Here is a 22729-nt window from a genome sequence, read left to right as displayed (position 1 = left end):
TATCCTATAACGGAATGTTACCGTGTTTACGCTTAGGCACATTTACAACTTTATCCTCTAACATTGCCATAGCTTTTATAAGTTTTTTACGGGTATCTTTTGGCAAAATAACCTCATCTATAAAACCTCTTTGAGCAGCACTGTACGGATTAGCAAATGCATCTGCATACTCTTGTTCTTTTTCTGCTAATTTGGCTGCAGAATCTTCTGCCGCTTGTATTTCTTTTCTAAAAATAATTTCACTAGCTCCCTTAGCTCCCATTACTGCTATTTCTGCTCCAGGCCAAGCATAGTTCATATCTGCACCAATGTGTTTAGAGTTCATAACATCATAAGCACCACCATAAGCTTTACGTGTAATTACGGTTACTTTTGGCACTGTAGCTTCACTTAAAGCATATAATAATTTGGCTCCGTTTGTAATAATACCATTCCATTCTTGATCTGTTCCTGGTAAAAAACCTGGTACATCTACCAATACAAGTAGAGGAATATTAAAACAGTCACAAAAACGTGTAAAACGAGCTCCTTTTTTAGAACTTTCTACATCTAAAACTCCTGCTAAACTCATTGGTTGGTTGGCAACAATACCAATACTCCTACCCGCTAAACGAGCAAAACCAACAACTAAATTATCTGCGTAATCTTTATGTATTTCAAAAAACGAATCTTCATCAATAATTCCGTTTATAACAGTACGCATATCATAAGGCTGATTTGCGTTTTCAGGAACCATAGTTTCTAATTCCTCTCTAATTTCATCACCCAAAGTATAAGGTAATTTAGCTGGTTTATCCTCACAATTTTGAGGCATATAGCTAATCATTTCTTTAATTTGGTTAATACATTCTATGTCATTGGCTGCAGTAACGTGTGTTACTCCAGATTTTGTAGCGTGTGTTTTTGCACCTCCTAATTCCTCTGAGGTTACCTCCTCATTTGTTACTGTTTTTACAACATTAGGACCAGTTACAAACATATAGCTAGAGTTTTCTACCATTAAAGTAAAATCTGTCATAGCTGGCGAGTAAACAGCACCACCTGCACAAGGTCCCATAATTGCAGAAATCTGAGGTATAACACCAGAAGACATCACGTTTTTATGAAAAATATCTGCATAACCACCTAAAGAACGTACACCTTCTTGTATTCTTGCTCCTCCACTATCATTTAATCCAATTACAGGTACGCCAATTTTCATAGCCATATCCATAATTTTACATATTTTTTCTGCGTGGGTTTCAGATAATGCACCTCCAAAAACAGTAAAATCTTGTGCAAAAACACAAACTTGTCTTCCGTTTATTGTTCCGTAACCAGTTACAACACCATCACCATAAAACTGTTGTTTATCCATTCCAAAGTCAGACGTCCTATGGGTTACTAAAATTCCCATTTCTTCAAAAGAACCTTCATCTAACAAAAAATGAATACGCTCACGAGCAGTTAATTTACCTTTAGCGTGCTGTTTTTCTATACGTGCTTTACCACCGCCTAATTTAGCTAAATCTATTTTAGACTGTAATATATTTTCTTTGCTTTGCTCTCCCATTTTACTTTGTATTTCTGTTAGTTCTCCAATTGGAAGTTTCTTGTTCTGGTGTTTTTACTATTTTAGTATACTCGTTAAATAAGTGTACGCCAAATAAGGCTGCCACTTTATGTTCTGGTAAACGAGCTGCTATTAACTTATCTGCAGAATAGTATTTTTTAACAAAATGTGTATCAAAATCTCCAGATAAAAATGCAGGATGCTCACAAACAAACTTTCCAAAAGACAGTGTTGTAGATGCTCCTTCAATTTTATAATCTTCAATAGCAGTAAGCATTAATTGTATTGCTTCTTCTCTGGTATCTCCGTAGGTTATTAGTTTAGACAACATAGGATCGTAATAAATAGGTATTTCCATACCTTCTTCAAAACCATCATCTAAACGTATGCCTTTACCTTTTGGTCTTTTATAGGTTGATAACGTACCAATACTAGGCATAAAGTTATCCAAGGGATCTTCTGCATAAACCCTAACTTCTACAGCGTGACCTTTTATTTTTAAATTGTTTTGCGTTATTTGTAATGTCTCATTTCTAGCAACTTTAATTTGTTGCTCTACCAAGTCTACACCTGTAATTAATTCTGTAACAGGATGCTCTACTTGTAAACGTGTATTCATTTCTAAAAAATAGAAATTTTTATCAGCATCTAATAAAAATTCAACTGTACCCACACCAACATAGTCACAGGCTTTTGCCACTTTTATAGCTGCATCTCCCATAGCTTCTCTAATTTCTGGAGTAAGTACAACAGAAGGCGCTTCTTCTACCACTTTTTGATGTCTACGTTGTATGCTACATTCGCGCTCAAATAAATGAACCACATTACCGTGATTATCTGCTAAAACCTGAATTTCTATATGTCGTGGAGAAGCCACATATTTTTCAATAAAAACAGATCCGTCTCCAAAGGCAGCAACAGCTTCACTAATGGCACGTTTCATTTGCTCTGGTAACTCTTCAATATTTTCTACAACTCGCATACCTTTACCACCACCACCAGCAGCAGCTTTAATAAGTATAGGAAAGCCTATTTCTTTTGCTATTTTGGTTGCCAAAGCTACATCTGTAATAGCTTCTTCAATACCAGGAACCATAGGAATATTATAATCTTTAACCGCTTCTTTTGCAGCTAATTTATTTCCCATAACTTCTATAGCGTGTGGCCTTGGACCAATAAATGTGATACCTGCTTTTTCTACTTTTTTAGCAAACTCAGCATTTTCACTTAAAAAACCATATCCTGGATGTATACCATCTGCCCCAGTATCCTGTGCAGCTTTTAAAACTTTTTCCATAACCAAGTAAGACTCAGAAGATGGTGCTGCTCCTAAGCATACCGCTTCATCTGCAAACTTTACGTGTGGTGCCTCTCTATCTACATCAGAAAAGACAGCAACAGTTTTTATTCCCATTTTTTTAGCAGAGCGCATTACTCGTAATGCAATTTCTCCTCTATTTGCAACTAGAATTTTTTTCATTTTTATGCGATCTCTATTAATAATTGTCCTTTTTCTACTGCATCATCCTTAGCAACATTTATTAACTTTACTACACCATCACTAGGTGCCGTAATAATGTTTTCCATTTTCATTGCAGATAATACCAATACTTGTTCTCCTTCTTTTATCTCTTGACCTTCAGCAACCAAAATATCTAAAATAAGCCCTGGCATAGGAGCATTAATATTCTTTTCTTTTTTAGTGTTAGATGTTAGTAACCCCATTTGTTTAACCATTTGGTCGTACTCATCTGCAATAGCAATAGTATAAGTATTTCCGTTTACCTCTACGGTAAGTTCTTTTGCTAAATAATTAGCGTGTAATAATTTAGCACTATACTTTTTATTATCTTCTAAAATATGGAATTCTGTATCTGATTTTTTAACAATATCTAACTCAGAAATATCCTTACTATCTAAAGCTATTTCTTCATTATTTACTGAAACAACGTATGTTTTCATAATATAATAGTTTATAAAATTTAATGGTTAGTTAGAATAACTTTTAATTACTCTGGATATTCTATTCTAAGGTGATAAATATTGGTAAGCTTTAACTTTAACACCTTTTTAATTTCTACAATTTCTTTAAAAGTAATGTTTGCATTAGAGTATTGATTGGCTCTCATTTGTCCGTCTATAATCTTATCTACAAACTCATCTATCATTAAAAAAGTAGGATTTTTTAAACTTTTAGATGCAGCTTCTACAGCATCTGCCATCATTAAAATTGCTGTCTCTTTAGAAAAAGGTAATGGACCAGGATATTTAAAATCGTCCTCATTTACATTTTCATCTATCTCAGATTGCTTTTTGTAAAAATAATACACTTTAGATGTTCCGTGGTGTACTCTAATAAAATCTATAACACGGTCTGGCAAATTATTTTTACGTGCTATTTCTATTCCGTCTAAAACGTGATTAATTATAATTTTTGCACTTTCTATTGGTGTGTGCTCGTTATGCGGATTTACATTAGTTACCTGATTCTCTGTGAAATAGGTAGGATTTTTCATTTTACCAATGTCGTGGTATAAAGCACCTACCCTAACCAACATTGCATTTGCTCCAATTTCTTGTGCTGCAGCCTCAGCTAAATTTGCTACTTGCAAAGAATGATGAAATGTACCTGGCGCTTTGTTAGACAGTTCTTTAAGTAACTTAGAGTTGGTATCTGATAGTTCTAGTAGAGATACATCAGAAACTAAACCAAATATTTTTTCATAAATGTAGATAAGTGGTTGCACAAAAAGTGTAATCATTCCGTTTAATAAAAATACCCCAAAAGTAATAGCGTACATATTATTTAAATTACCCTCGTGTATAATATGAAAAGCAAAATAACCTATAATATATATTAACGTAATTTGACCAACAGAAATAAATAAATTGGCTCTTTTATATAGTTGAGAAACTGTTAAAATGGTTACAATACCTGCCATTATCTGAAGAAAAATATACTCAAAACTATTAGGCACTACAAAGCCTAAAATAAGCAATGTAAGTACGTGTACAAAAAGTCCCAAACGGGCATCAAAAAAAGTTTTTAATATTAACGGTAAAATACAAAGTGGTACTACGTAAACATAGGCTTCATTATACTTTATAACCATAGTAGTTATAAAAACCATTAATAAAATATTAAAAAAGATAAAGGTTACCTTGGTGTTATTTTTAAATACAGATGTTCTGTATTTTTTTAAAAAAAGCAATAACATAAGCAATACTAATGCTACCAAAATAGTGTAACCAGATACTATTACGTAATAATTATTTTCAGTCCAAAGCTCAGACTCAAACTCCTGTTTTAAAGAGTTTAATATTTTATAGTTTTCTGCCTCTACAACTTCTCCTTTTACAATAATTAGCTTACCCTCGTCTACGGTTCCTCTTGTTACAGAAATTTTAGCTAATTCTTCATTTAAAGATTTTTTAGAGATATTATCATTGTAAAATACATTAGGTTTAACAATATCAAAAAACAATTGTTTAAACTTTGTATTATACCCTGTTAACTGTTTTTTACGTAATACAGAAGTTATAATTTTATCTATACTTTGTATGCTTGTAATATCTTTAAAGCTTAATTCTTTAGCTTCATTATTACGTAGTAAAAAAAGCTTTTGGGCTTTAGACGTAACTTTATTCTTTTTTAAAATTCCGTTAGCATAAAGTGTACCTAATATTTCTTTACCAACGGTTTTTAAGTATCTTTTTTCTTCGGAATTAAAATCAGAATTTTTAAAAACCTCATCAAAATTAGTCGTGTAGTTTTTATAAACAGATGAAACTATGTCTTGATTGTAGCTGTAATAGTCTAGATGATTATTTGTAACCGTTTGCTTTTCCTTATCAATCTCAGATACATCTTTCTTTATTGAAAAATCAAACGGTGCGTATAAATTCTCGTACTGCCAAGGTTTTCCTTTTTGAAACTCATACTTAAACTTACCCCCTTTTGGAAAGAAAAATACAATTAAAAAGATAGTGCCAACATAAAGAAAGCACTTGTAAAGTAACGATTGATTTTTATATATTTTCTCCAAGATATTTTTTGTAGTTAAAGTAACTTTTTCCAAAAATAGAAAATTATGCGCTTAAAAAATGGTTTTGACAAAAGAACCCTGTTCTATGTGCATTAATTTATTAATTTTGCAACACCAAAAAATTTAGAATTTATGAAAGATGTTGTTATAGTTTCTATGGCAAGAACTCCAATTGGGAGTTTTTTAGGATCATTATCTAGTGTTGCTGCACCAAAATTAGGTGCAATTGCTATAAAAGGCGCTTTAGATAAAATAAAACTAGAGCCATCTCAGGTTCAAGAAGTTTTAATGGGTAATGTAGTACAAGCTGGTGTAGGGCAAGCTCCTGCTAGGCAAGCGGCTATTTATGCTGGTATACCAAACACAGTTCCTTGCACAACAATAAATAAAGTTTGTGCTTCTGGTATGAAAACTATAATGCAAGCTGCACAATCTATTGCTTTAGGTGATAATGATATTGTTGTTGCTGGTGGTATGGAAAATATGAGTATGGTACCACACTATGTACATTTAAGAAACGGACAAAAATTTGGACCAACATCATTAGTAGATGGTTTACAAAAAGATGGTTTAGTAGATGCTTATGACCAAAACGCTATGGGCGTTTGTGCAGATGTATGTGCTACAGAATATGAGTTTAGTAGAGAAGATCAAGATAATTTTGCAATACAGTCTTATAAGAGATCTGCAGCTGCATGGGAACAAGGTAAGTTTGCTAACGAAGTAGTACCTGTAGAAGTACCACAAAGAAGAGGCGAGCCTGTTATTGTTTCTGAAGACGAAGAATTTAAAAATGTTAAACTAGAAAAAATACCAGCATTAAGACCTGCTTTTACAAAAGAAGGTACTGTAACTGCTGCTAACGCATCTACTATTAATGACGGTGCTGCTGCTCTTGTACTTATGAGTGCAGATAAAGCAAAAGAATTAAACCTAACACCTTTAGCTAAAATAAAAAGTTATGCAGATGCTGCACACGAACCAGAATGGTTTACAACAGCACCATCTAAAGCATTACCAAAAGCTTTAGGAAAAGCAGGTATAGAAATAGGAGACGTAGATTATTTTGAGTTTAACGAGGCTTTTTCTGTTGTTGGTTTAGCAAATATGAAAATATTAGGTTTAACAGATACTAATGTAAATGTAAATGGAGGCGCAGTATCTTTAGGACACCCACTTGGTTGCTCTGGAGCCAGAATTGTAATTACTTTACTAAGTGTATTAGAACAAAATAACGGAAAAATTGGAGCTGCTGCTATTTGTAATGGCGGTGGTGGTGCATCTGCAATTGTTTTAGAAAAAGCGTAATATAGCGGAATAGAACAATTTTTATGCAATACGGTATTTGTAATCTTAGTATAGTTCCAGTAAGGTTAACCCCAGAAGAAAATTCAGAAATGGTCGCACAGCTTTTATATGGCGACCATTTTAAGGTTTTGGAACACCGTAAATTTTGGAGTAGAATAAGAATTGCTTTTGATGGTATTGAAGCTTGGGTTAGCAATAACCAATACGTACTTATAGAGGAAGATGAATATACAGCTTTAGAAGCCACTACAGATGTTGCTCTAAGCTCTGACTTAATAGCTTTTATATCTGCAGGTAGTAATGACTTAATGCCAATTTTAGTAGGTTCTGTTTTAAACGGAATTCCAATATTAGACCACTCTTATGATGGCAACTATATACAGGGTGTACAAGCTAAAGCAAAACTTATAGATGCTGCATTAATGTACTTAAACAGTCCGTATTTGTCTGGCGGAAAAACTCCGTTTGGTACAGATAGTGCTGGTTTAACACAAATGGTTTATAAAATAAGTGGGTACAAATTATTACGTACAGCACAAGAACAGTCTACACAAGGAGAACCTTTAAGTTTTATTGAAGAAAGTGAACCTGGAGACTTGGCATTTTTTGATAATAAGGAAGGGATTATAGATCACGTGGGTATAATTATGCAAGACAATTATATTATTCATTGTCACGGAAAAGTACGTATAGACCGTATAGACCATACCGGAATTTTTAATGCCGAATTAAAAAATTACACTCACCAGTTACGAGTTATAAAAAAGATTATTTAATAACAATTTAACTTGTTTTACACGCATAAAAAAAGCCTTCATTTCTGAAGGCTTTTTTAGTTATTATATATTAAAAGATTACTCTCCTAACAACTTCTTTAAACGCATAAAGTTTTCTGTATCACCTAATGCACCATAAATATTCTTTAACTGTGATAACAATGCTTGGTTACCTGGAGTTTGTTTTAAAGCATCTTCTAAAATTTGAGCTCCTTCTTTAAACAACCCGTCTTTTTGTGCTTTCAACTCATCATACTTAGCAATATCTGCTCTAGAACTTCCTAGTGCATTCATCGCATCAATTAATCCGTTACCTTCGTTTACATACGTAGTAGATAAGTTTAATTGCGCGTTAACATAAGCTGGATTAAGTTCAATTGCTTTTTCATAAGCAGATCTTGCTTCTGCAATATTATCTTGCTCCATATTAATAACACCAATATTGTAAAACAAATCTGGATTGTTAGGATCTACTCTAGTAGCTTCTGCCATTAATACTTTAAACTGATCTTTATGACCCAATTTATACTGTAAGTTAGCCTCGTTTAAAATTAAATTTACATCACCAGGATTATTAGCTCTTGCTTCTTTGTAAGCTTCTAATGCTTTTTCATCTTCTCCTAATTGAGTATAAATAAGTGCTATGTTTTTAACAATTTCTGCTTTTCTAGATGGAGACTTCTCCTCTTTTGGCTCTTTGTATTGTTTAGACTTCACCATCAAATCTCTTTGTGCTTTAGCCATTTCTTCTCTTTCTCCTGTTGCAATGTTTACAGCAGAGTATTTTACTTCGCTACCATCATAGTTTAAGTCTTTAAGTTCATTATAGTACTTAAGTGCTTTTTCCATATTTTGTGCATTAACAGCACTGTTAGCAGCATAAAATAAATAAACTGTATCTTTTTTACTTAAGTTATATGCTAAGTAAAGTTTATCTGCACCAGCATCAAACTTTTTCTCGTTATTATCTTTAATTGCAGCATTAACAATATCACCAGTCATACCAGTCATAGCCTGTTTAGCTTCTACTGTGTATTTCTTTTTACCTACTTCTTCTTCGTAAGCAATTAAATCATTAAAAGCAGCAATAGACTCTTTAAAAGCACCTTGCTCACCAGCCTTAGCTAGTTTAGAATATGTTTTTCCTTTTACTAGGTAGTATAACGCTTTTGTTTTTGCATCTGCAGATCCTAATAATGGTTCTGCTTTTGCTAAAGCAGCTTTAGCTTCTGCTGCATTGTCAGATTTTAATGCTTTATCAGCAGCCTTAACTTCATTCTTTTGTGCAAAAGTCATTGCAGAAAAAGACATTGCTGCCGTTAATATTAAAAATTTAGTTTTCATTTCAATTTCTATTAAATAATTAGTGTAAAAAATTTATTCTTCAGTTGATTCCGTTGTATCATTATCAAGAGCCGTGCCATCTTCTGTAGAAGCATCACCTTCTATAGCGTCAGGAGTTTCTCCTTCTAAACCTTCTTCGTCTACAGCGTCTTCGTCTTTCATAACTTTTGCAACTGCTGCAATAGAATCTTTTCCTTTTATATTTATTAATCTAACACCTTGTGTTGCTCTACCCATTACACGTAAATCTTCTACGCCCATACGTATTGCAATACCAGACTTATTAATAATCATTAAATCATCAGAATCGGTAACATTTTTAATAGCTACAAGTCCTCCTGTTTTATCAGTAACACTAATAGTTTTAACACCTTTACCTCCTCTGTTTGTAATTCTGTAATCTTCTAAGCTAGAACGTTTTCCGTAACCTTTTTCAGAAACTACTAAAATATTATCATCAAAGTTGTGTACAGATATCATACCTACAACTTCATCATTATCATCTGCAAGTGTAATACCTCTAACACCAGAAGCATTTCTACCCATTGGTCTAGTCTTGCTCTCCTCAAACCTAATTGCTTTACCAGATTTTAATCCTAAGAATATTTGACTAGTACCTGTTGTTAATTTAGCTTCTAATAACTCATCACCGTCTTTAATACCTATAGCATTAATACCGTTTAAACGAGGTCTAGAATACTGTTCTAAAGATGTCTTTTTAACAGTACCTTTTTTAGTTGCCATAATAACGTAGTGACTATTTACGTACTCTTCATCTTTAAGATCTTGTGTACATATAAAGGCCATTACCTTATCATCTTGCTCTATATTAATTAGGTTTTGTATTGCTCTACCTTTAGATGTTTTACTACCCTCTGGTATTTCGTAAACACGCATCCAGAAACATTTTCCTTTTTGTGTAAAGAACAACATATATTGGTGATTTGTACCAACAAATAAATGCTCTAAAAAGTCTTCGTTTCTTGTAGATGATGCTTTTTGTCCTACACCACCTCTATTTTGTGTTTTGTACTCTGTTAATGGTGTACGTTTAATATAACCTGCATGAGAAATGGTAATTACCACTTGCTCATCTGGTATCATATCTTCAATACTTAAATCGCCACCTGCAAAATTAATTTCAGATCTTCTTTCGTCTCCGTATTTCTCTTTAACTTCAGTAAGCTCATCCTTAATAATTTGCATTCTACGCTCTTCATTAGCAAGAATATCTTTTAAGTCTGCTATAGTTTTTACTATTTCGTCATACTCTGCTCTTAACTTGTCTTGTTCCAGACCTGTTAATTGACGCAAACGCATTTCTACAATTGCTTTAGCTTGTATTTCTGAAAGTTTAAACCTCTCTATTAAGTTTTCTCTAGCTTCATCAGCATTAGAAGAGCCTCTAATTATAGCAATTACTTCATCTATATTATCAGATGCAATAATTAAACCTTCTAAGATATGAGCTCTGTCTTCTGCTTTTTTAAGCTCGTACTGCGTTCTACGTACAACAACCTCATGCCTATGTTCCACAAAATAGTGAATCATTTCTTTAACATTAAGTAACTGCGGTCTACCTTTTACAAGTGCAATATTGTTTACACTAAAAGATGTTTGTAACGCTGTATATTTAAATAAGGTATTAAGTACAATATTAGGTATAGCATCTCTTTTTAAAATGTATACAATACGCATACCGTTTCTATCAGATTCATCTCTAATAGTAGAAATACCTTCTATTTTTTTATCGTTAACAAGATCGGCTGTTTTCTTAATCATATCAGCCTTATTCACCTGGTATGGTATCTCTGTAACTACAATACACTCTCTACCTTGAACTTCTTCAAAAGTAGCTTTTGCACGCATCATTACACGACCACGACCTGTTTTAAAAGCCTCCCTAACACCGTCATAACCATAAATAATACCACCCGTTGGAAAATCTGGTGCCTTAATATGTGTTATTAACTCATCAATCTCTATATCATTGTTATCTATATATGCTATTGTACCATCTACAACTTCAGACAAGTTATGTGGTGGCATATTTGTAGCCATACCTACTGCAATACCAGAAGCTCCATTAACTAATAAGTTAGGAATTCTTGCAGGTAAAACTGTCGGTTCTTTTAAAGAATCGTCAAAGTTTAACTGGTGATCTACTGTATCCTTATCTATATCTGCCAACATGTCATCGGCAATTTTACGCATACGTGCTTCTGTATAACGCATTGCTGCAGGGCTATCACCATCTATAGAACCAAAGTTACCTTGACCATCTACAAGCATATAACGTAAACTCCACTCTTGAGCCATACGTACCATAGAATCATAAACAGAAGTATCTCCGTGTGGGTGATACTTACCTAAAACCTCACCCACAATACGGGCAGATTTCTTATGTGCGCTATTGGAACGAACACCCAATTCATGCATACCATATAAAACCCTCCTATGTACTGGCTTTAAACCATCTCTTACATCTGGCAAGGCACGTGATACTATAACCGACATTGAATAATCAATGTAGGCAGATTTCATTTCGTCTTCTATGTTTATTGGAATAATTTTTTCCCCTTCTGCCATATTAAAATCTTAAATACTAATTTGATTAAAAATTCATGCCAATATACATAAAAACATCACGAGAAAAGTAATATTTACTCACTTTAATACATTATTTATTAACACTTTTTAATATGCAAATAGTTAATAATTATTTAAAATATGATAGTCCAAGCCGCTTTTTTCGACAAATAATCAAACTTTAACGAATATAGGAACAGTATTTGCCTTATATAAAAATAGATTTATTACTTTTATAATTGATTAAGGATTAATTTATGGATGACAATTTTTCACCTAGAGTAAAGGATGTAATTGCGTATAGCAAGGAAGAGGCGTTAAGACTTGGACACGATTTTATTGGTACCGAGCACTTAATGCTTGGGTTACTAAGAGACGGAAACGGAAAAGCAATTAACATATTAGATGCATTAGAGGTAGATTTAGATCATTTGCGACGCAAGGTGGAAATACTAAGCCCAGCAAACCCTAGTTCTGACAATTTGCAAAAAGATAAAAAAAACTTGCACTTAACAAGGCAAGCAGAACGCGCGTTAAAAACAACATTTTTAGAAGCTAAACTTTTTCAGAGTTCTTCTATTAATACTGCGCACTTATTATTATGTATTTTGAGAAACGAAAACGACCCTACAACAAAACTTTTACACAAGCTAAAAGTAGATTATGATAATGTTAAAAGCGAATTTAAAACTATCATCACTAAAGATGAAGACTATATAGATACACCAAGAGCAGAATCTTTTCCTGGTGACTCTGATAGTGACAATGATGAAAGGGAAAGCTTTGGAGGCTCTACCGCTGGCCCAAAATCTAACAAAAAATCTAAAACTCCTGTTCTAGATAACTTTGGTAGAGATTTAACCAAAATGGCAGAAGAAAACAAGTTAGACCCTGTTGTTGGTAGAGAAAAAGAGATAGAGCGTGTATCGCAAATTTTATCTCGTCGTAAAAAGAACAATCCGCTTTTAATTGGTGAACCTGGCGTTGGTAAAAGTGCCATAGCAGAGGGGTTAGCTTTACGTATTATAAATAAAAAAGTATCTAGAATTTTATACAACAAGCGTGTTGTAACACTAGACTTAGCTTCTTTAGTTGCTGGTACAAAATACCGCGGACAGTTTGAGGAGCGTATGAAAGCTGTTATGAATGAGCTAGAAAAGAATGATGATATTATTCTTTTTATTGATGAAATACACACTATTGTTGGTGCTGGTGGTGCTACCGGAAGCTTAGATGCATCCAATATGTTTAAACCTGCATTAGCTCGTGGAGAAATTCAATGTATTGGTGCTACAACTTTAGATGAGTATAGACAGTATATAGAAAAAGATGGTGCCTTAGAACGTCGTTTTCAAAAAGTAATTGTAGAGCCTACTTCTGTAGATGAAACAATAGAAATTTTGCAAAATATTAAAGGTAAGTATGAGGAACACCACAATGTAAATTATACTGATGAAGCTTTAGTAGCCTGCGTAAAATTAACGAACCGTTATATGACAGATCGTTTTTTACCAGACAAAGCTATTGACGCTTTAGACGAAGCAGGATCTAGAGTACACATTGTAAATATGGATGTACCTAAACAAATTCTTGAGTTAGAAAAACAATTAGAAGATGTTAGGGAACTTAAAAATACTGTTGTTAAAAAACAACGTTATGAAGAGGCTGCTAAGTTAAGAGATGACGAAAAAAGAATTGAAAAAGATTTAGCACTTGCTCAAGAAAAATGGGAAGAAGAAAGTAAATTACATAGAGAAACTGTAACAGAAGAAAATGTTGCAGATGTTGTATCTATGATGAGTGGTATCCCTGTAAACAGAATTGCACAAACCGAAATTAATAAGTTAGCTGAATTACCTAACCTTATTAAAAGTAATGTTATTGGCCAAGATGATGCAGTTGCAAAAGTATCTAAAGCAATACAACGTAACAGAGCCGGACTTAAAGATCCTAACAAGCCAATTGGTTCGTTTATATTTCTAGGTCAAACTGGTGTTGGTAAAACACAATTAGCAAAAGTACTTGCTAAAGAGTTGTTTGATTCTGAAGATGCACTTATACGTATTGATATGAGTGAGTATATGGAGAAATTTGCAATCTCTAGATTAGTAGGTGCACCTCCAGGATACGTTGGCTATGAAGAAGGAGGACAATTAACTGAGAAAGTACGTAGAAAACCTTACTCGGTTGTATTATTAGACGAAGTAGAAAAAGCGCATCCAGATGTGTTTAATATGATGCTACAAGTATTAGATGATGGTTTTTTAACTGATAGCTTAGGTCGTAAAATTGACTTTAGAAACACTATTATTATAATGACATCTAATATTGGTGCACGTCAATTAAAAGACTTTGGACAAGGTGTTGGTTTTGGTACGTCTGCTAAAAAAGCACAAGCAGATGAACACCAAAAAAGTGTTATAGAAAACGCTCTTAAAAAAGCGTTTGCTCCAGAATTTTTAAATAGAATTGATGACGTTATCGTCTTTAATCCTTTAGAAAGAGCAGATATTCACAAAATTATTGACATAGAATTAAGTAAACTATACACTAGAATTAAAGATATAGGATACATTTTAACATTATCTGAAAAAGCTAAAGACTATATTGCAGATAAAGGATTTGACAAACAATATGGCGCAAGACCTTTAAAAAGAGCTATTCAAAAGTACATTGAAGATGCTTTAGCTGAAGAAATAGTAAATTCTAAACTGGAAGAAGGTGATAGTATTTTTATGGATTTAGATGATGACAAAAATGAACTTACAATTAAAATTGAAAAAGAGGGTAAAGCTTCTGAAGCATAAAAAATTATAAGTAACTTATTAAAAAAGGGATCAATACATATTGATCCCTTTTTTTTATACCGAAAAACTTTTAACTTAAAGATTTTGCCATTCATTATTCATATTAGCAACTGTTAAAGGATATATTAACCTTTTATCTAGTTTTTTTCTAATTATCTTAACATAAAATTATTTTAGCGCCCGAACACTATTTTATTACATACATATATGAAGATGGGGCAAACCAGAAAGGCTGTAATTGTTAAAGAATATCAATTAGAGTCTGGAAAAATATACATCTATGATAATTATATGGTAGCTTCTTTTGATGAAGGCACTACTATTACATTAGAAAAAGTTTTTCAAATTATAGGCATTTCAGAAATACATTTTAGAGACAGAGATTTTGGATACATTAGTTTACGCAAAAACTCTTACGCAATAGACCCTACAGTTTATAACTTTGTTAGAGGATTAGAAAATTTAAAAGCATTAGCAATTGTTTCTGTAAAAGAAATAGATATGCATAATTTTAAAATTGAAAAAATGTTCTACAAAAAACCAATGAAGTTTTTTATAGAATACTCTAACGCATTAACTTGGGTAAAAAGAAGGTTAGGTTCTGCAGCGACAGCAAAAGCTAAAGAATAACTTTTAGTGTCGCTACTCTAACCTATATTTAAGCTTTTTGCTGTTCCTGTTGTTGTGGAGCCTCTGGCCTTTTAAATAATTCTATAAACGCCCCTCCTATAGAATTTGCAATATTAGAAGCTGTTAGAGATTGATATCCCAAACTCTCTACAGCCAAGTCCCCTGCACTACCGTGTAAATAAACACCAAAAATTGCAGCAACCACTTGCGGATATCCTTGTGCAATTAACCCAGTTATTACTCCTGTTAACACATCACCACTACCAGCAGTTGCCATCCCTGGATTACCTGATGTATTTATAAATCCTTTACCTTTATATAATACTATAGTATGAGCTCCTTTTATAACAAGCACACATTTGTGTTCTACAGAAAACAACTTAGCTTTTTCTAATTTATCAAAATCATTATCCCACTTACCAACCAAACGCTCTAACTCTTTAGGATGCGGTGTTAACACACTATCTTCTGGTAAGAAACTAAATAATTCTTTATTTTCTGATAAGATATTTAGAGCATCAGCATCTATAACTAAAGGTGATTTATTTTGCTTTAAAAAGCTTACAAAAGCAGTCACAGTTTCTTTTTCTTTTCCTAAACCAGGACCAACGCCTATTACTGTTGGCTCTAAATCAAAATTAAAATCAGAAACAATAGTGTCATTATCTGCTGTCTGCACCATAATTTCTGGCATAGAACTCTGCATAGGGACATAACCACACTTAGGTAAAAAGGCAGATACCAATCCGCTACCAGCATTTAAAGCTCCTTTAGCAGCTAGTATTGTAGCTCCAATTTTACCATAACTACCCCCAATTATTAAAGAATGACCATAAGTTCCTTTATGACCAAATTTTTCTCTAGGGATATAACTTTGTAAAACTTCATTTTTACTAATTAGTGTGTAATCCGTTTCTGTAACGGTTAAATATTCTACATCAATACCTATATCTATAATTTCCCACTGATTGCAATAAATACCCGTTTGCGGTAAAAAGAAAGCTAATTTAGGTGACTGAAAAGTAAGTATATGATTTGCCTGTATTATAGCATTAGGATCCTCTACAACTTTATTTAAAAATAAACCCGATGGAACATCTACCGCTAAAATAAAAGCTTCTGTTTTGTTTATATGAGTCATCAACTTAGCTACCCAAGTCACAGGTGTTCTATTTAAACCAATACCAAAAATAGCATCTACAACAATATCTTCTCTCCCTATTTGTGGTAATTCCGTCTCCTCAGACAAAAAGTTAGGCCAAACATTTCTATCCTTTAAACGTTTTAAGTTTGTTAAAAACTCATCTGTTCTTTTTTCATTATAATTTACAATGTACACTTCTATATTATAACCGTGCTCTTGTAAATGTCTTGCAACAGCTAAACCATCTCCTCCATTATTACCTATACCACAAAACAAATGTATTTTAGGTTGTGCTCCTTGCAAACGCAAGTGCAACCAGTTAAATATTTGTACTGCAACACGCTCCATTAGCTCATCACTAGTAATTTGCTGTTTTTTAATTGTAAATTTATCAGCTTGGTATATCTGTTCTCCTGTAAAAATCTTCATTCTATAAAAATATTAGGCTTTTACTATTAAAATGGTAAAAGTTTTAGAAATCATTTGTTTAAAAAGACAAAAGTACTACATTTGATTTGTTAATAAGCAAAGCTTAAACAAACATTTTGGACAACGTAACTACATTTTCTACTACAATTTTTACTTGTGTTATTACTAACACAACAATTACCCCATTGGGGTAATTTGCTATATAATACACGTCCGTTATACGTATTGTTTTATCAATACAACTTACAAAAATCTATAATTATTTTACAATGAAAGTATTAAAGTTCGGCGGAACTTCGGTTGCCAATGCCAATAACATAGGGTTAGTTAAAAATATAGTTAAAAATTCTACTGAAAAGACAGCTGTAGTTGTTTCTGCTTTTGGAGGCGTAACAGATCTATTATTAAAAGCTGCAGAATTAGCTTCAATACACCAAGAAGACTACAAAAAAGTATTTTTAGAGATTGAAGATAGACACCTTTCTACCATAAAAGAACTAGTGCCTGTTACTAACCAAAGTAGAGTTTTAAGTAAAGTAAAAAACGAGCTAAACATTTTAGAAACCTTATTAGAAGGTGCATTTTTTATTGGAGAAATAACACCAAAACTATCTGATAAAATTGTTAGCTATGGCGAGTTACTATCTTCTTATATAATTAGCGAATATTTTATTTCTCAAGACTTAGATGCTGTATATAAAGATAGTAGAGAGCTTTTAAAAACAAATTCAAATTACGGAAAAGCAGCCATTTATAATTTTGATGAAACAAATAATGTAATTGAAGATTTTTTTAATAATAATTCTGCTAAAATTACGGTATTGGGTGGTTTTATAGCATCTTCAATTAAAGGAGACTCTACTACTTTAGGTCGTGGTGGGTCAGATTATACAGCTGCAATTATTGCAGCTGCTGTTAACGCAAATGATTTAGAGATTTGGACAGACGTTAGCGGTATGTATACTGCCAATCCAAAACTTGTAAAACAAGCTAAAGCTATAGTTAATATATCATATAAAGAAGCAATGGAGCTTTCTCACTTTGGTGCCAAAGTACTGTATCCTCCTACAATACAACCTGTACTCACAAAAGGAATTCCTATTACAATTAAAAACACATTTGACCCTAAATCTCAGGGTACTACTATTACAAAAAATCTGGAACAAAATGGTAAAACAGTTCGCGGCATTAGTCATATAGAAAATATAAGCCTTATTTCTTTAGAAGGTCCAGGTATGGTAGGAATTCCAGGAATATCTAAGCGCTTTTTTGAAGTTTTATCTATAGCACAAATAAGCATTGTACTTATTACTCAAGCATCATCAGAACACTCTATTTGTGTTGCAATTGATGCCAATGACGTTAATTTAGCAGAAGAAGCTATTAATAATGAATTTGAATATGAAATCTCATTAAAAAAAATAAAACCAGTATTAGTAGAAAATGATCTTGCTATTATAGCTTTAGTTGGTGATCATATGAAAAATCACCAAGGGTTAAGCGGTAAAATGTTTAGCACGCTAGGAAAAAATAATGTAAACATTAGAGTTATAGCTCAGGGATCATCAGAACGTAATATTTCTGCTGTTATAGATAAAAATGACGTTAAAAAAGCCCTAAACTCTCTTCACGAAAAGTTTTTTGAAGAAAACACAAAACAATTAAATTTGTTTATTATGGGAGTAGGCAATGTAGGTTCTAAACTATTGCATCAAGTTAAACAACAAAAAAAATATCTAAAGGAAAATTTAAAACTAAATATAAGAGTTATTGGTATTTCCAATTCAAGAACTATGTTTTTTGACGAAGAAGGTATCTCTCTAAAAAATTGGGAAACATTGCTTACTAGTGGAGAAAAAGCAAATAAAGAAGCCTTTTTTGATAAAGTAAATAAACTAAATTACAGAAACAGCATATTTGTAGATAATACAGCTAGCGCAACAGTATCTAATACTTATGCAGACTATTTAAGCAATAGTATTTCTGTGGTTACATGTAATAAAATTGCCTGTTCATCTGAATATACTAATTATAGTAAATTAAAGTATTTAGCGCAAAAATATAATGCTCCGTTTTTATTTGAAACTAATGTTGGTGCTGGCTTACCAATTATAGATACTCTAAAACATTTAATTGCTTCAGGAGATAAAATTTTAAAAATACAAGCTGTTTTATCTGGTAGTTTAAATTTTGTATTCAATAATTTTAATGATAAAACTACATTTCATGATGTTGTAAAACAAGCACAAGAAGAAGGCTACACAGAACCCGACCCTAAAATTGATTTAAGTGGGATTGATGTTGCTCGTAAAATTTTAATTCTAGCTAGAGAAAGTGGTTATAAATTAGATATTGAAGAAATTAAAAATGCACCGTTTTTACCTGAAGAAAGTTTAAACACAACTAATAATGATGACTTTTTTGCTTCATTGATTAAATATGAAGCATCTTTTCAAGACATGTATAAAGCAGCGGCAGAAAAAGACTCAAAATTAAAGTATGTAGCTCAATTTGAAGACGGTAAAGCTAGTGTTGGACTACAACATATTCCTAAAGAACACGATTTTTATAATTTAGAAGGAAGTGACAATATTGTTTTATTTTTTACTGAAAGATACCCTAACCAACCTATGATTATTAAAGGTGCTGGTGCAGGTGCAGATGTTACGGCTTCTGGAATTTTTGCTGATATAATAAGAATAGGAAATTTTTAATTATGAAAAACGAAATCAGAGTATTCTGTCCTGCAACTATTGCTAATATTTCTTGTGGTTTTGACGTTCTAGGAGTTGCACTAGACAATGTTGGCGATGAAATGGTTGTAAAAAAAACAACTAAAAAAGGCATTACAATAACCAAAATAGAAGGTCAAGATTTACCTTTAGAAACACATAAAAATGTAGCTGGCGTAGCTGGCTTAGCGTTATTATCTGCTACTAATTACAGTGGTGGTTTTGAAATAGAAATTTATAAAAAAATTAAAGCTGGCAGCGGTATTGGAAGTAGTGCAGCCAGCTCTACTGGTGCCGTTTGGGCTATGAACAAGTTATTAGGAGAACCTTTTTCTAATTTAGAATTAGTGCAATTTGCTATGAAAGGTGAAGAATTAGCCAGTGGAGTGCAACATGCAGATAATGTTGCTCCTGCTATATATGGCGGTTTTACTTTAGTCCGCAGCTATAATCCTTTAGATATTATAAAAATAAATACACCTAAAGAATTATACGCTACTGTAATTCACCCACAAATAGAAATTAAAACATCAGACTCAAGAAAAATACTAAAAACAACTATTTCTTTAGCAGACGGAATAAAACAATGGGGAAATGTTGGCGGATTAATAGCTGGTCTTTACACAGAAGATTATAAGCTAATAGGAAGATCTCTAGAAGACCACATAGTAGAACCTATAAGATCTATTCTTATACCTGCTTTTGACAATGTTAAATCTGCATCGTTAAATGCTGGTGCGTTGGGTTGTGGTATTTCTGGTTCCGGACCTTCAATCTTTGCTTTAAGCCAAGGAAAAGAAATTGCAGAAAAAGTAGCAAAAGAAATGCAAAATGTATATAATAAAGTAGGTATAGACTATGATATTCACGTTTCTAACATTAATACCATTGGAGTAAAAAAAATAGCATAGCATTTAAATTTTTACAACAACACATTAATTATAATAACAACAACATTCAAGACCTGTTTTATATTGATTTTTAGACATCTAAAAAAACATATTAAGTTTTGTGGTTTGTTTGGTTGTTAGTATATTACCAGTATAAAGAAATCCAAATACAAACATTATGTTGGAAGACAGCAAAGAAGAACTACAAAACAATGTAGGGGGTGAAGAAAATTCAGAAACTACTGATGCTAATACTGTTTCAGAGAAAACTACTGAAATAACAAGCGAAGGTGCAGCTAAAAAAGAAACATCTGAGGAAATAAACAAAGATGAAAAAGAAATTTTAGATGAGATTGAAGAAACCAATGCAGAAGATGCAGAGGATAATGACAATCAACAAAGACACGAAATTCCCCTATTAGATTACCATGCTATGAGTATGGAAAACTTAGTTGGAGAACTACAGCGCTTAGTAAAGAATGAAAAAGTACAAGCCATTAAGAAACATATTGATGGTATCAAATATGAATTTGATTTAAAATTTCAAGAATTTCTTGAGCACAAGAAAGAAGAATTTATAGCTAATGGTGGTAATGAAATTGATTTTAGATACAACTCCGTAACTAAAAGACAGTTTAATGAAGTGTATTCGGATTATAGAGAAAAAAAAGATGCTTATTACAAAAACTTAGAAAGCAACTTAAAAACTAATCTAGAAAAGCGTCTTCAAATAATTGAAGACCTAAAAGGGTTAGTAAATGTTGAAGAAGATATAAACACTACCTACAAAAACTTTAAAGATCTACAGGAAAATTGGCGTAACGCAGGTCCTATTCCTAGAACCGACTATAACAATGTATGGCGTACTTACCACCACCACATTGAAATATTCTACGACTTTTTACACTTAAACAGAGAGTTAAGAGATTTAGATTTTAAACACAATTTAGAAGAAAAACTTAAACTTATTGTTCGTGCTAATGCATTAGCCAATGAACCAGACTTAAACAAAGCTTTTAGAGAGCTACAAACATTACATAAAATCTGGAAAGAAGATATTGGTCCTGTTGGGAAAGATCATAGAGAACAAATTTGGGAAGAATTTAGTAACGCTACTAAAGTTTTACATCAAAGAAGACAAGATTACTATAAAGATCTAGACAAAGTTTACGAGGTTAACTTAGAGAAAAAGAATGATATAATCTCTAAGATCAAAGACATTGCAGAAAATACTTCTAGCAATCACAAAGAACTTCAAAAACAAATTAAAGAAATTGAAGCTCTTAGAGAAGAATTTTTTAAAGCAGGTAAAGTACCTCAGAAATTTAATGAGGAAACTTGGGCAACATTTAAGGAAGCCGTTAAAACATTTAATAAATCTAAAAATGCTTTCTACAAAAATTTAAAGAAAGAACAACAAGACAATTTAGATAAAAAAAGAGCATTATTAGAAATTGCTCTTGCCACAAAAGATAGTGAAGATTGGGATGTTGCTACTAAAGAAATGAAACGTATACAAGGCGAATGGAAAACTATTGGCCATGTCCCTAGAAAGTATTCAGATAAAATATGGAACGAGTTTAAAGGAGCTTGTAATCATTATTTTGATAGATTACACGCTTTAAAAAATCAATCTAGCAAAGAAGAACTTGTAAACCTTGAACACAAAACAGCGTGTTTAAACAAACTTAAAGAATTTCAATTATCTGGAGACAGATCTAAAGACGTTGCTGATATAAAAGAATTTATTAATGAATGGAAAAAGTATGGTCACGTACCTTTCAAAAAGAAAAACATTAATAACAAGTTTAATACCATTTTAGATGCTATTTTTAGAAAGCTAGATATTAGTAAACAAGAGTCTGAATTACTTAAGTACGGTGATAAAATTCAAAAATTATCTGCAAGCGATAATGAAAACGCTATCTACAAAGAAAGATTATTTATTAAAAGGAAAATTGATGAAAGTAAAAATGAAATACGTCAATTAGAAAATAATTTACAATTCTTTTCTAACGCATCTGAAGACAATCCTTTAGTAAAAAATGTTCTTAAAAATATAAATAGTCAAAAAGATTCTTTAAATACCTGGAAAGCAAAGCTGAAGAAGTTAAACATATTGGAAAACAGTATTAACAAAGAAGAGGAAGATACTTCAGGAGAAGAAGAATAAATAACATAAATTCAATTTTACAGAAGAGAGTAACATAATGTTACTCTCTTTTTTTGTTTACACGCATAAATATAAACAACAAAAGTCCTAGAAGTTAGCTTCTAGGACTTTTGTTTTATTTGGTTTAATCTTATTACTGCTTGCTATAAAGTATTGTTTGTATAGCACATACAAAGCAGTTTATAATTTGTAACCTTTAATTTTAGGGTATAAAAAAAGCCCTTATCGTTAGATAAGGGCTTCTCAAAAAAAAGGCGACGGCCTACTCTCCCACCTAGTGGCAGTACCATCGGCGCAGATGAGCTTAAC

The 22729-nt window shown here is 32.3% G+C and carries 14 protein-coding genes; 7 read left to right on the top strand and 7 right to left on the bottom strand.

What is annotated here, in order from left to right; translation table 11 throughout:
* Positions 1 to 4: 4 nt before the first annotated feature.
* Genes Q4487_RS00070 through Q4487_RS00055 form a run of 4 tightly spaced genes read right to left on the bottom strand, consistent with a single transcriptional unit; the run spans position 5 to position 5631 of the window.
* The gene (locus Q4487_RS00070) at positions 5 to 1552 is read right to left on the bottom strand and encodes an acyl-CoA carboxylase subunit beta (protein ID WP_100896436.1); all 1548 of its coding nucleotides are present in this window, start codon (positions 1550 to 1552) and stop codon (positions 5 to 7) included.
* 1 nt (position 1553) lies between these two features.
* Positions 1554 to 3032, bottom strand: a complete 1479-nt coding sequence (gene accC, locus Q4487_RS00065; RefSeq protein ID WP_303543692.1) for an acetyl-CoA carboxylase biotin carboxylase subunit — start codon at positions 3030 to 3032, stop codon at positions 1554 to 1556.
* Positions 3033 to 3034: 2 nt separating this feature from the next.
* Positions 3035 to 3514 (bottom strand): acetyl-CoA carboxylase biotin carboxyl carrier protein subunit, encoded by a 480-nt coding sequence (locus Q4487_RS00060; protein ID WP_303543690.1) that lies wholly within the window; start codon positions 3512 to 3514, stop codon positions 3035 to 3037.
* Between the two features lie 47 nt (positions 3515 to 3561).
* The gene (locus tag Q4487_RS00055) at positions 3562 to 5631 is read right to left on the bottom strand and encodes an HD family phosphohydrolase (protein WP_303543688.1); all 2070 of its coding nucleotides are present in this window, start codon (positions 5629 to 5631) and stop codon (positions 3562 to 3564) included.
* Between the two features lie 99 nt (positions 5632 to 5730).
* On the opposite strand from Q4487_RS00055, the gene Q4487_RS00050 reads away from it, so the two are divergent.
* Together Q4487_RS00050 and Q4487_RS00045 are read left to right on the top strand one after the other, a co-directional pair.
* Positions 5731 to 6906, top strand: coding sequence for an acetyl-CoA C-acyltransferase (locus Q4487_RS00050; protein ID WP_303543686.1), 1176 nt, complete (start codon positions 5731 to 5733; stop codon positions 6904 to 6906).
* A 23-nt stretch (positions 6907 to 6929) separates the two neighbouring features.
* Positions 6930 to 7682: an NlpC/P60 family protein gene (locus tag Q4487_RS00045; protein WP_303543684.1), complete on the top strand. Its 753-nt coding sequence runs from the start codon at positions 6930 to 6932 to the stop codon at positions 7680 to 7682.
* A gap of 78 nt (positions 7683 to 7760) precedes the next feature.
* Here Q4487_RS00045 and Q4487_RS00040 read toward each other — a convergent pair whose 3' ends face one another.
* Both Q4487_RS00040 and gyrA read right to left on the bottom strand, forming a co-directional pair.
* On the bottom strand, positions 7761 to 9026 hold the full coding sequence (locus Q4487_RS00040) for a tetratricopeptide repeat protein (RefSeq protein WP_100896441.1): 1266 nt from the start codon (positions 9024 to 9026) through the stop codon (positions 7761 to 7763).
* Positions 9027 to 9059: 33 nt separating this feature from the next.
* Complete coding sequence (gene gyrA / locus Q4487_RS00035; protein ID WP_100896442.1) at positions 9060 to 11615, bottom strand: DNA gyrase subunit A; 2556 nt, start codon at positions 11613 to 11615, stop codon at positions 9060 to 9062.
* Positions 11616 to 11872: 257 nt separating this feature from the next.
* Between gyrA and Q4487_RS00030 the strand changes: the two genes are divergently transcribed.
* The gene (locus Q4487_RS00030) at positions 11873 to 14422 is read left to right on the top strand and encodes an ATP-dependent Clp protease ATP-binding subunit (RefSeq protein WP_303543678.1); all 2550 of its coding nucleotides are present in this window, start codon (positions 11873 to 11875) and stop codon (positions 14420 to 14422) included.
* 207 nt (positions 14423 to 14629) lie between these two features.
* Positions 14630 to 15052 (top strand): STAS/SEC14 domain-containing protein, encoded by a 423-nt coding sequence (locus Q4487_RS00025; protein WP_198519447.1) that lies wholly within the window; start codon positions 14630 to 14632, stop codon positions 15050 to 15052.
* 28 nt (positions 15053 to 15080) lie between these two features.
* Here Q4487_RS00025 and Q4487_RS00020 read toward each other — a convergent pair whose 3' ends face one another.
* Positions 15081 to 16625, bottom strand: coding sequence for an NAD(P)H-hydrate dehydratase (locus Q4487_RS00020; protein ID WP_303543676.1), 1545 nt, complete (start codon positions 16623 to 16625; stop codon positions 15081 to 15083).
* A 269-nt stretch (positions 16626 to 16894) separates the two neighbouring features.
* Between Q4487_RS00020 and thrA the strand changes: the two genes are divergently transcribed.
* From thrA to Q4487_RS00005, 3 genes are all read left to right on the top strand, one after another.
* Complete coding sequence (gene thrA, locus Q4487_RS00015; RefSeq protein WP_303543674.1) at positions 16895 to 19339, top strand: bifunctional aspartate kinase/homoserine dehydrogenase I; 2445 nt, start codon at positions 16895 to 16897, stop codon at positions 19337 to 19339.
* Positions 19340 to 19341: 2 nt separating this feature from the next.
* Complete coding sequence (locus tag Q4487_RS00010; protein ID WP_303543672.1) at positions 19342 to 20268, top strand: homoserine kinase; 927 nt, start codon at positions 19342 to 19344, stop codon at positions 20266 to 20268.
* A 157-nt stretch (positions 20269 to 20425) separates the two neighbouring features.
* Entirely contained in the window at positions 20426 to 22420 is a 1995-nt protein-coding gene (locus Q4487_RS00005) for a DUF349 domain-containing protein (protein ID WP_303543670.1), read from the top strand.
* Positions 22421 to 22729: the final 309 nt, after the last annotated feature.

The organism is Cellulophaga sp. 3_MG-2023, from assembly GCF_030546975.1.
GTDB lineage: Bacteria > Bacteroidota > Bacteroidia > Flavobacteriales > Flavobacteriaceae > Cellulophaga.
The sequence above is the reverse complement of the archived record's forward strand: the minus strand, read 5'-3'. Positions and strand labels throughout refer to the sequence as shown.

What these genes read in the sequence shown, in the direction of transcription:
- Q4487_RS00070 (WP_100896436.1), bottom strand. Translation starts at nt 1,552, where the DNA reads ATGGGAGAGCAAAGCAAAGAAAATATATTACAGTCTAAAATAGATTTA.
- accC (WP_303543692.1), bottom strand. Translation starts at nt 3,032, where the DNA reads ATGAAAAAAATTCTAGTTGCAAATAGAGGAGAAATTGCATTACGAGTA.
- Q4487_RS00060 (WP_303543690.1), bottom strand. Translation starts at nt 3,514, where the DNA reads ATGAAAACATACGTTGTTTCAGTAAATAATGAAGAAATAGCTTTAGAT.
- Q4487_RS00050 (WP_303543686.1), top strand. Translation starts at nt 5,731, where the DNA reads ATGAAAGATGTTGTTATAGTTTCTATGGCAAGAACTCCAATTGGGAGT.
- Q4487_RS00045 (WP_303543684.1), top strand. Translation starts at nt 6,930, where the DNA reads ATGCAATACGGTATTTGTAATCTTAGTATAGTTCCAGTAAGGTTAACC.
- Q4487_RS00040 (WP_100896441.1), bottom strand. Translation starts at nt 9,026, where the DNA reads ATGAAAACTAAATTTTTAATATTAACGGCAGCAATGTCTTTTTCTGCA.
- gyrA (WP_100896442.1), bottom strand. Translation starts at nt 11,615, where the DNA reads ATGGCAGAAGGGGAAAAAATTATTCCAATAAACATAGAAGACGAAATG.
- Q4487_RS00030 (WP_303543678.1), top strand. Translation starts at nt 11,873, where the DNA reads ATGGATGACAATTTTTCACCTAGAGTAAAGGATGTAATTGCGTATAGC.
- Q4487_RS00025 (WP_198519447.1), top strand. Translation starts at nt 14,630, where the DNA reads ATGAAGATGGGGCAAACCAGAAAGGCTGTAATTGTTAAAGAATATCAA.
- Q4487_RS00020 (WP_303543676.1), bottom strand. Translation starts at nt 16,625, where the DNA reads ATGAAGATTTTTACAGGAGAACAGATATACCAAGCTGATAAATTTACA.
- thrA (WP_303543674.1), top strand. Translation starts at nt 16,895, where the DNA reads ATGAAAGTATTAAAGTTCGGCGGAACTTCGGTTGCCAATGCCAATAAC.
- Q4487_RS00010 (WP_303543672.1), top strand. Translation starts at nt 19,342, where the DNA reads ATGAAAAACGAAATCAGAGTATTCTGTCCTGCAACTATTGCTAATATT.
- Q4487_RS00005 (WP_303543670.1), top strand. Translation starts at nt 20,426, where the DNA reads ATGTTGGAAGACAGCAAAGAAGAACTACAAAACAATGTAGGGGGTGAA.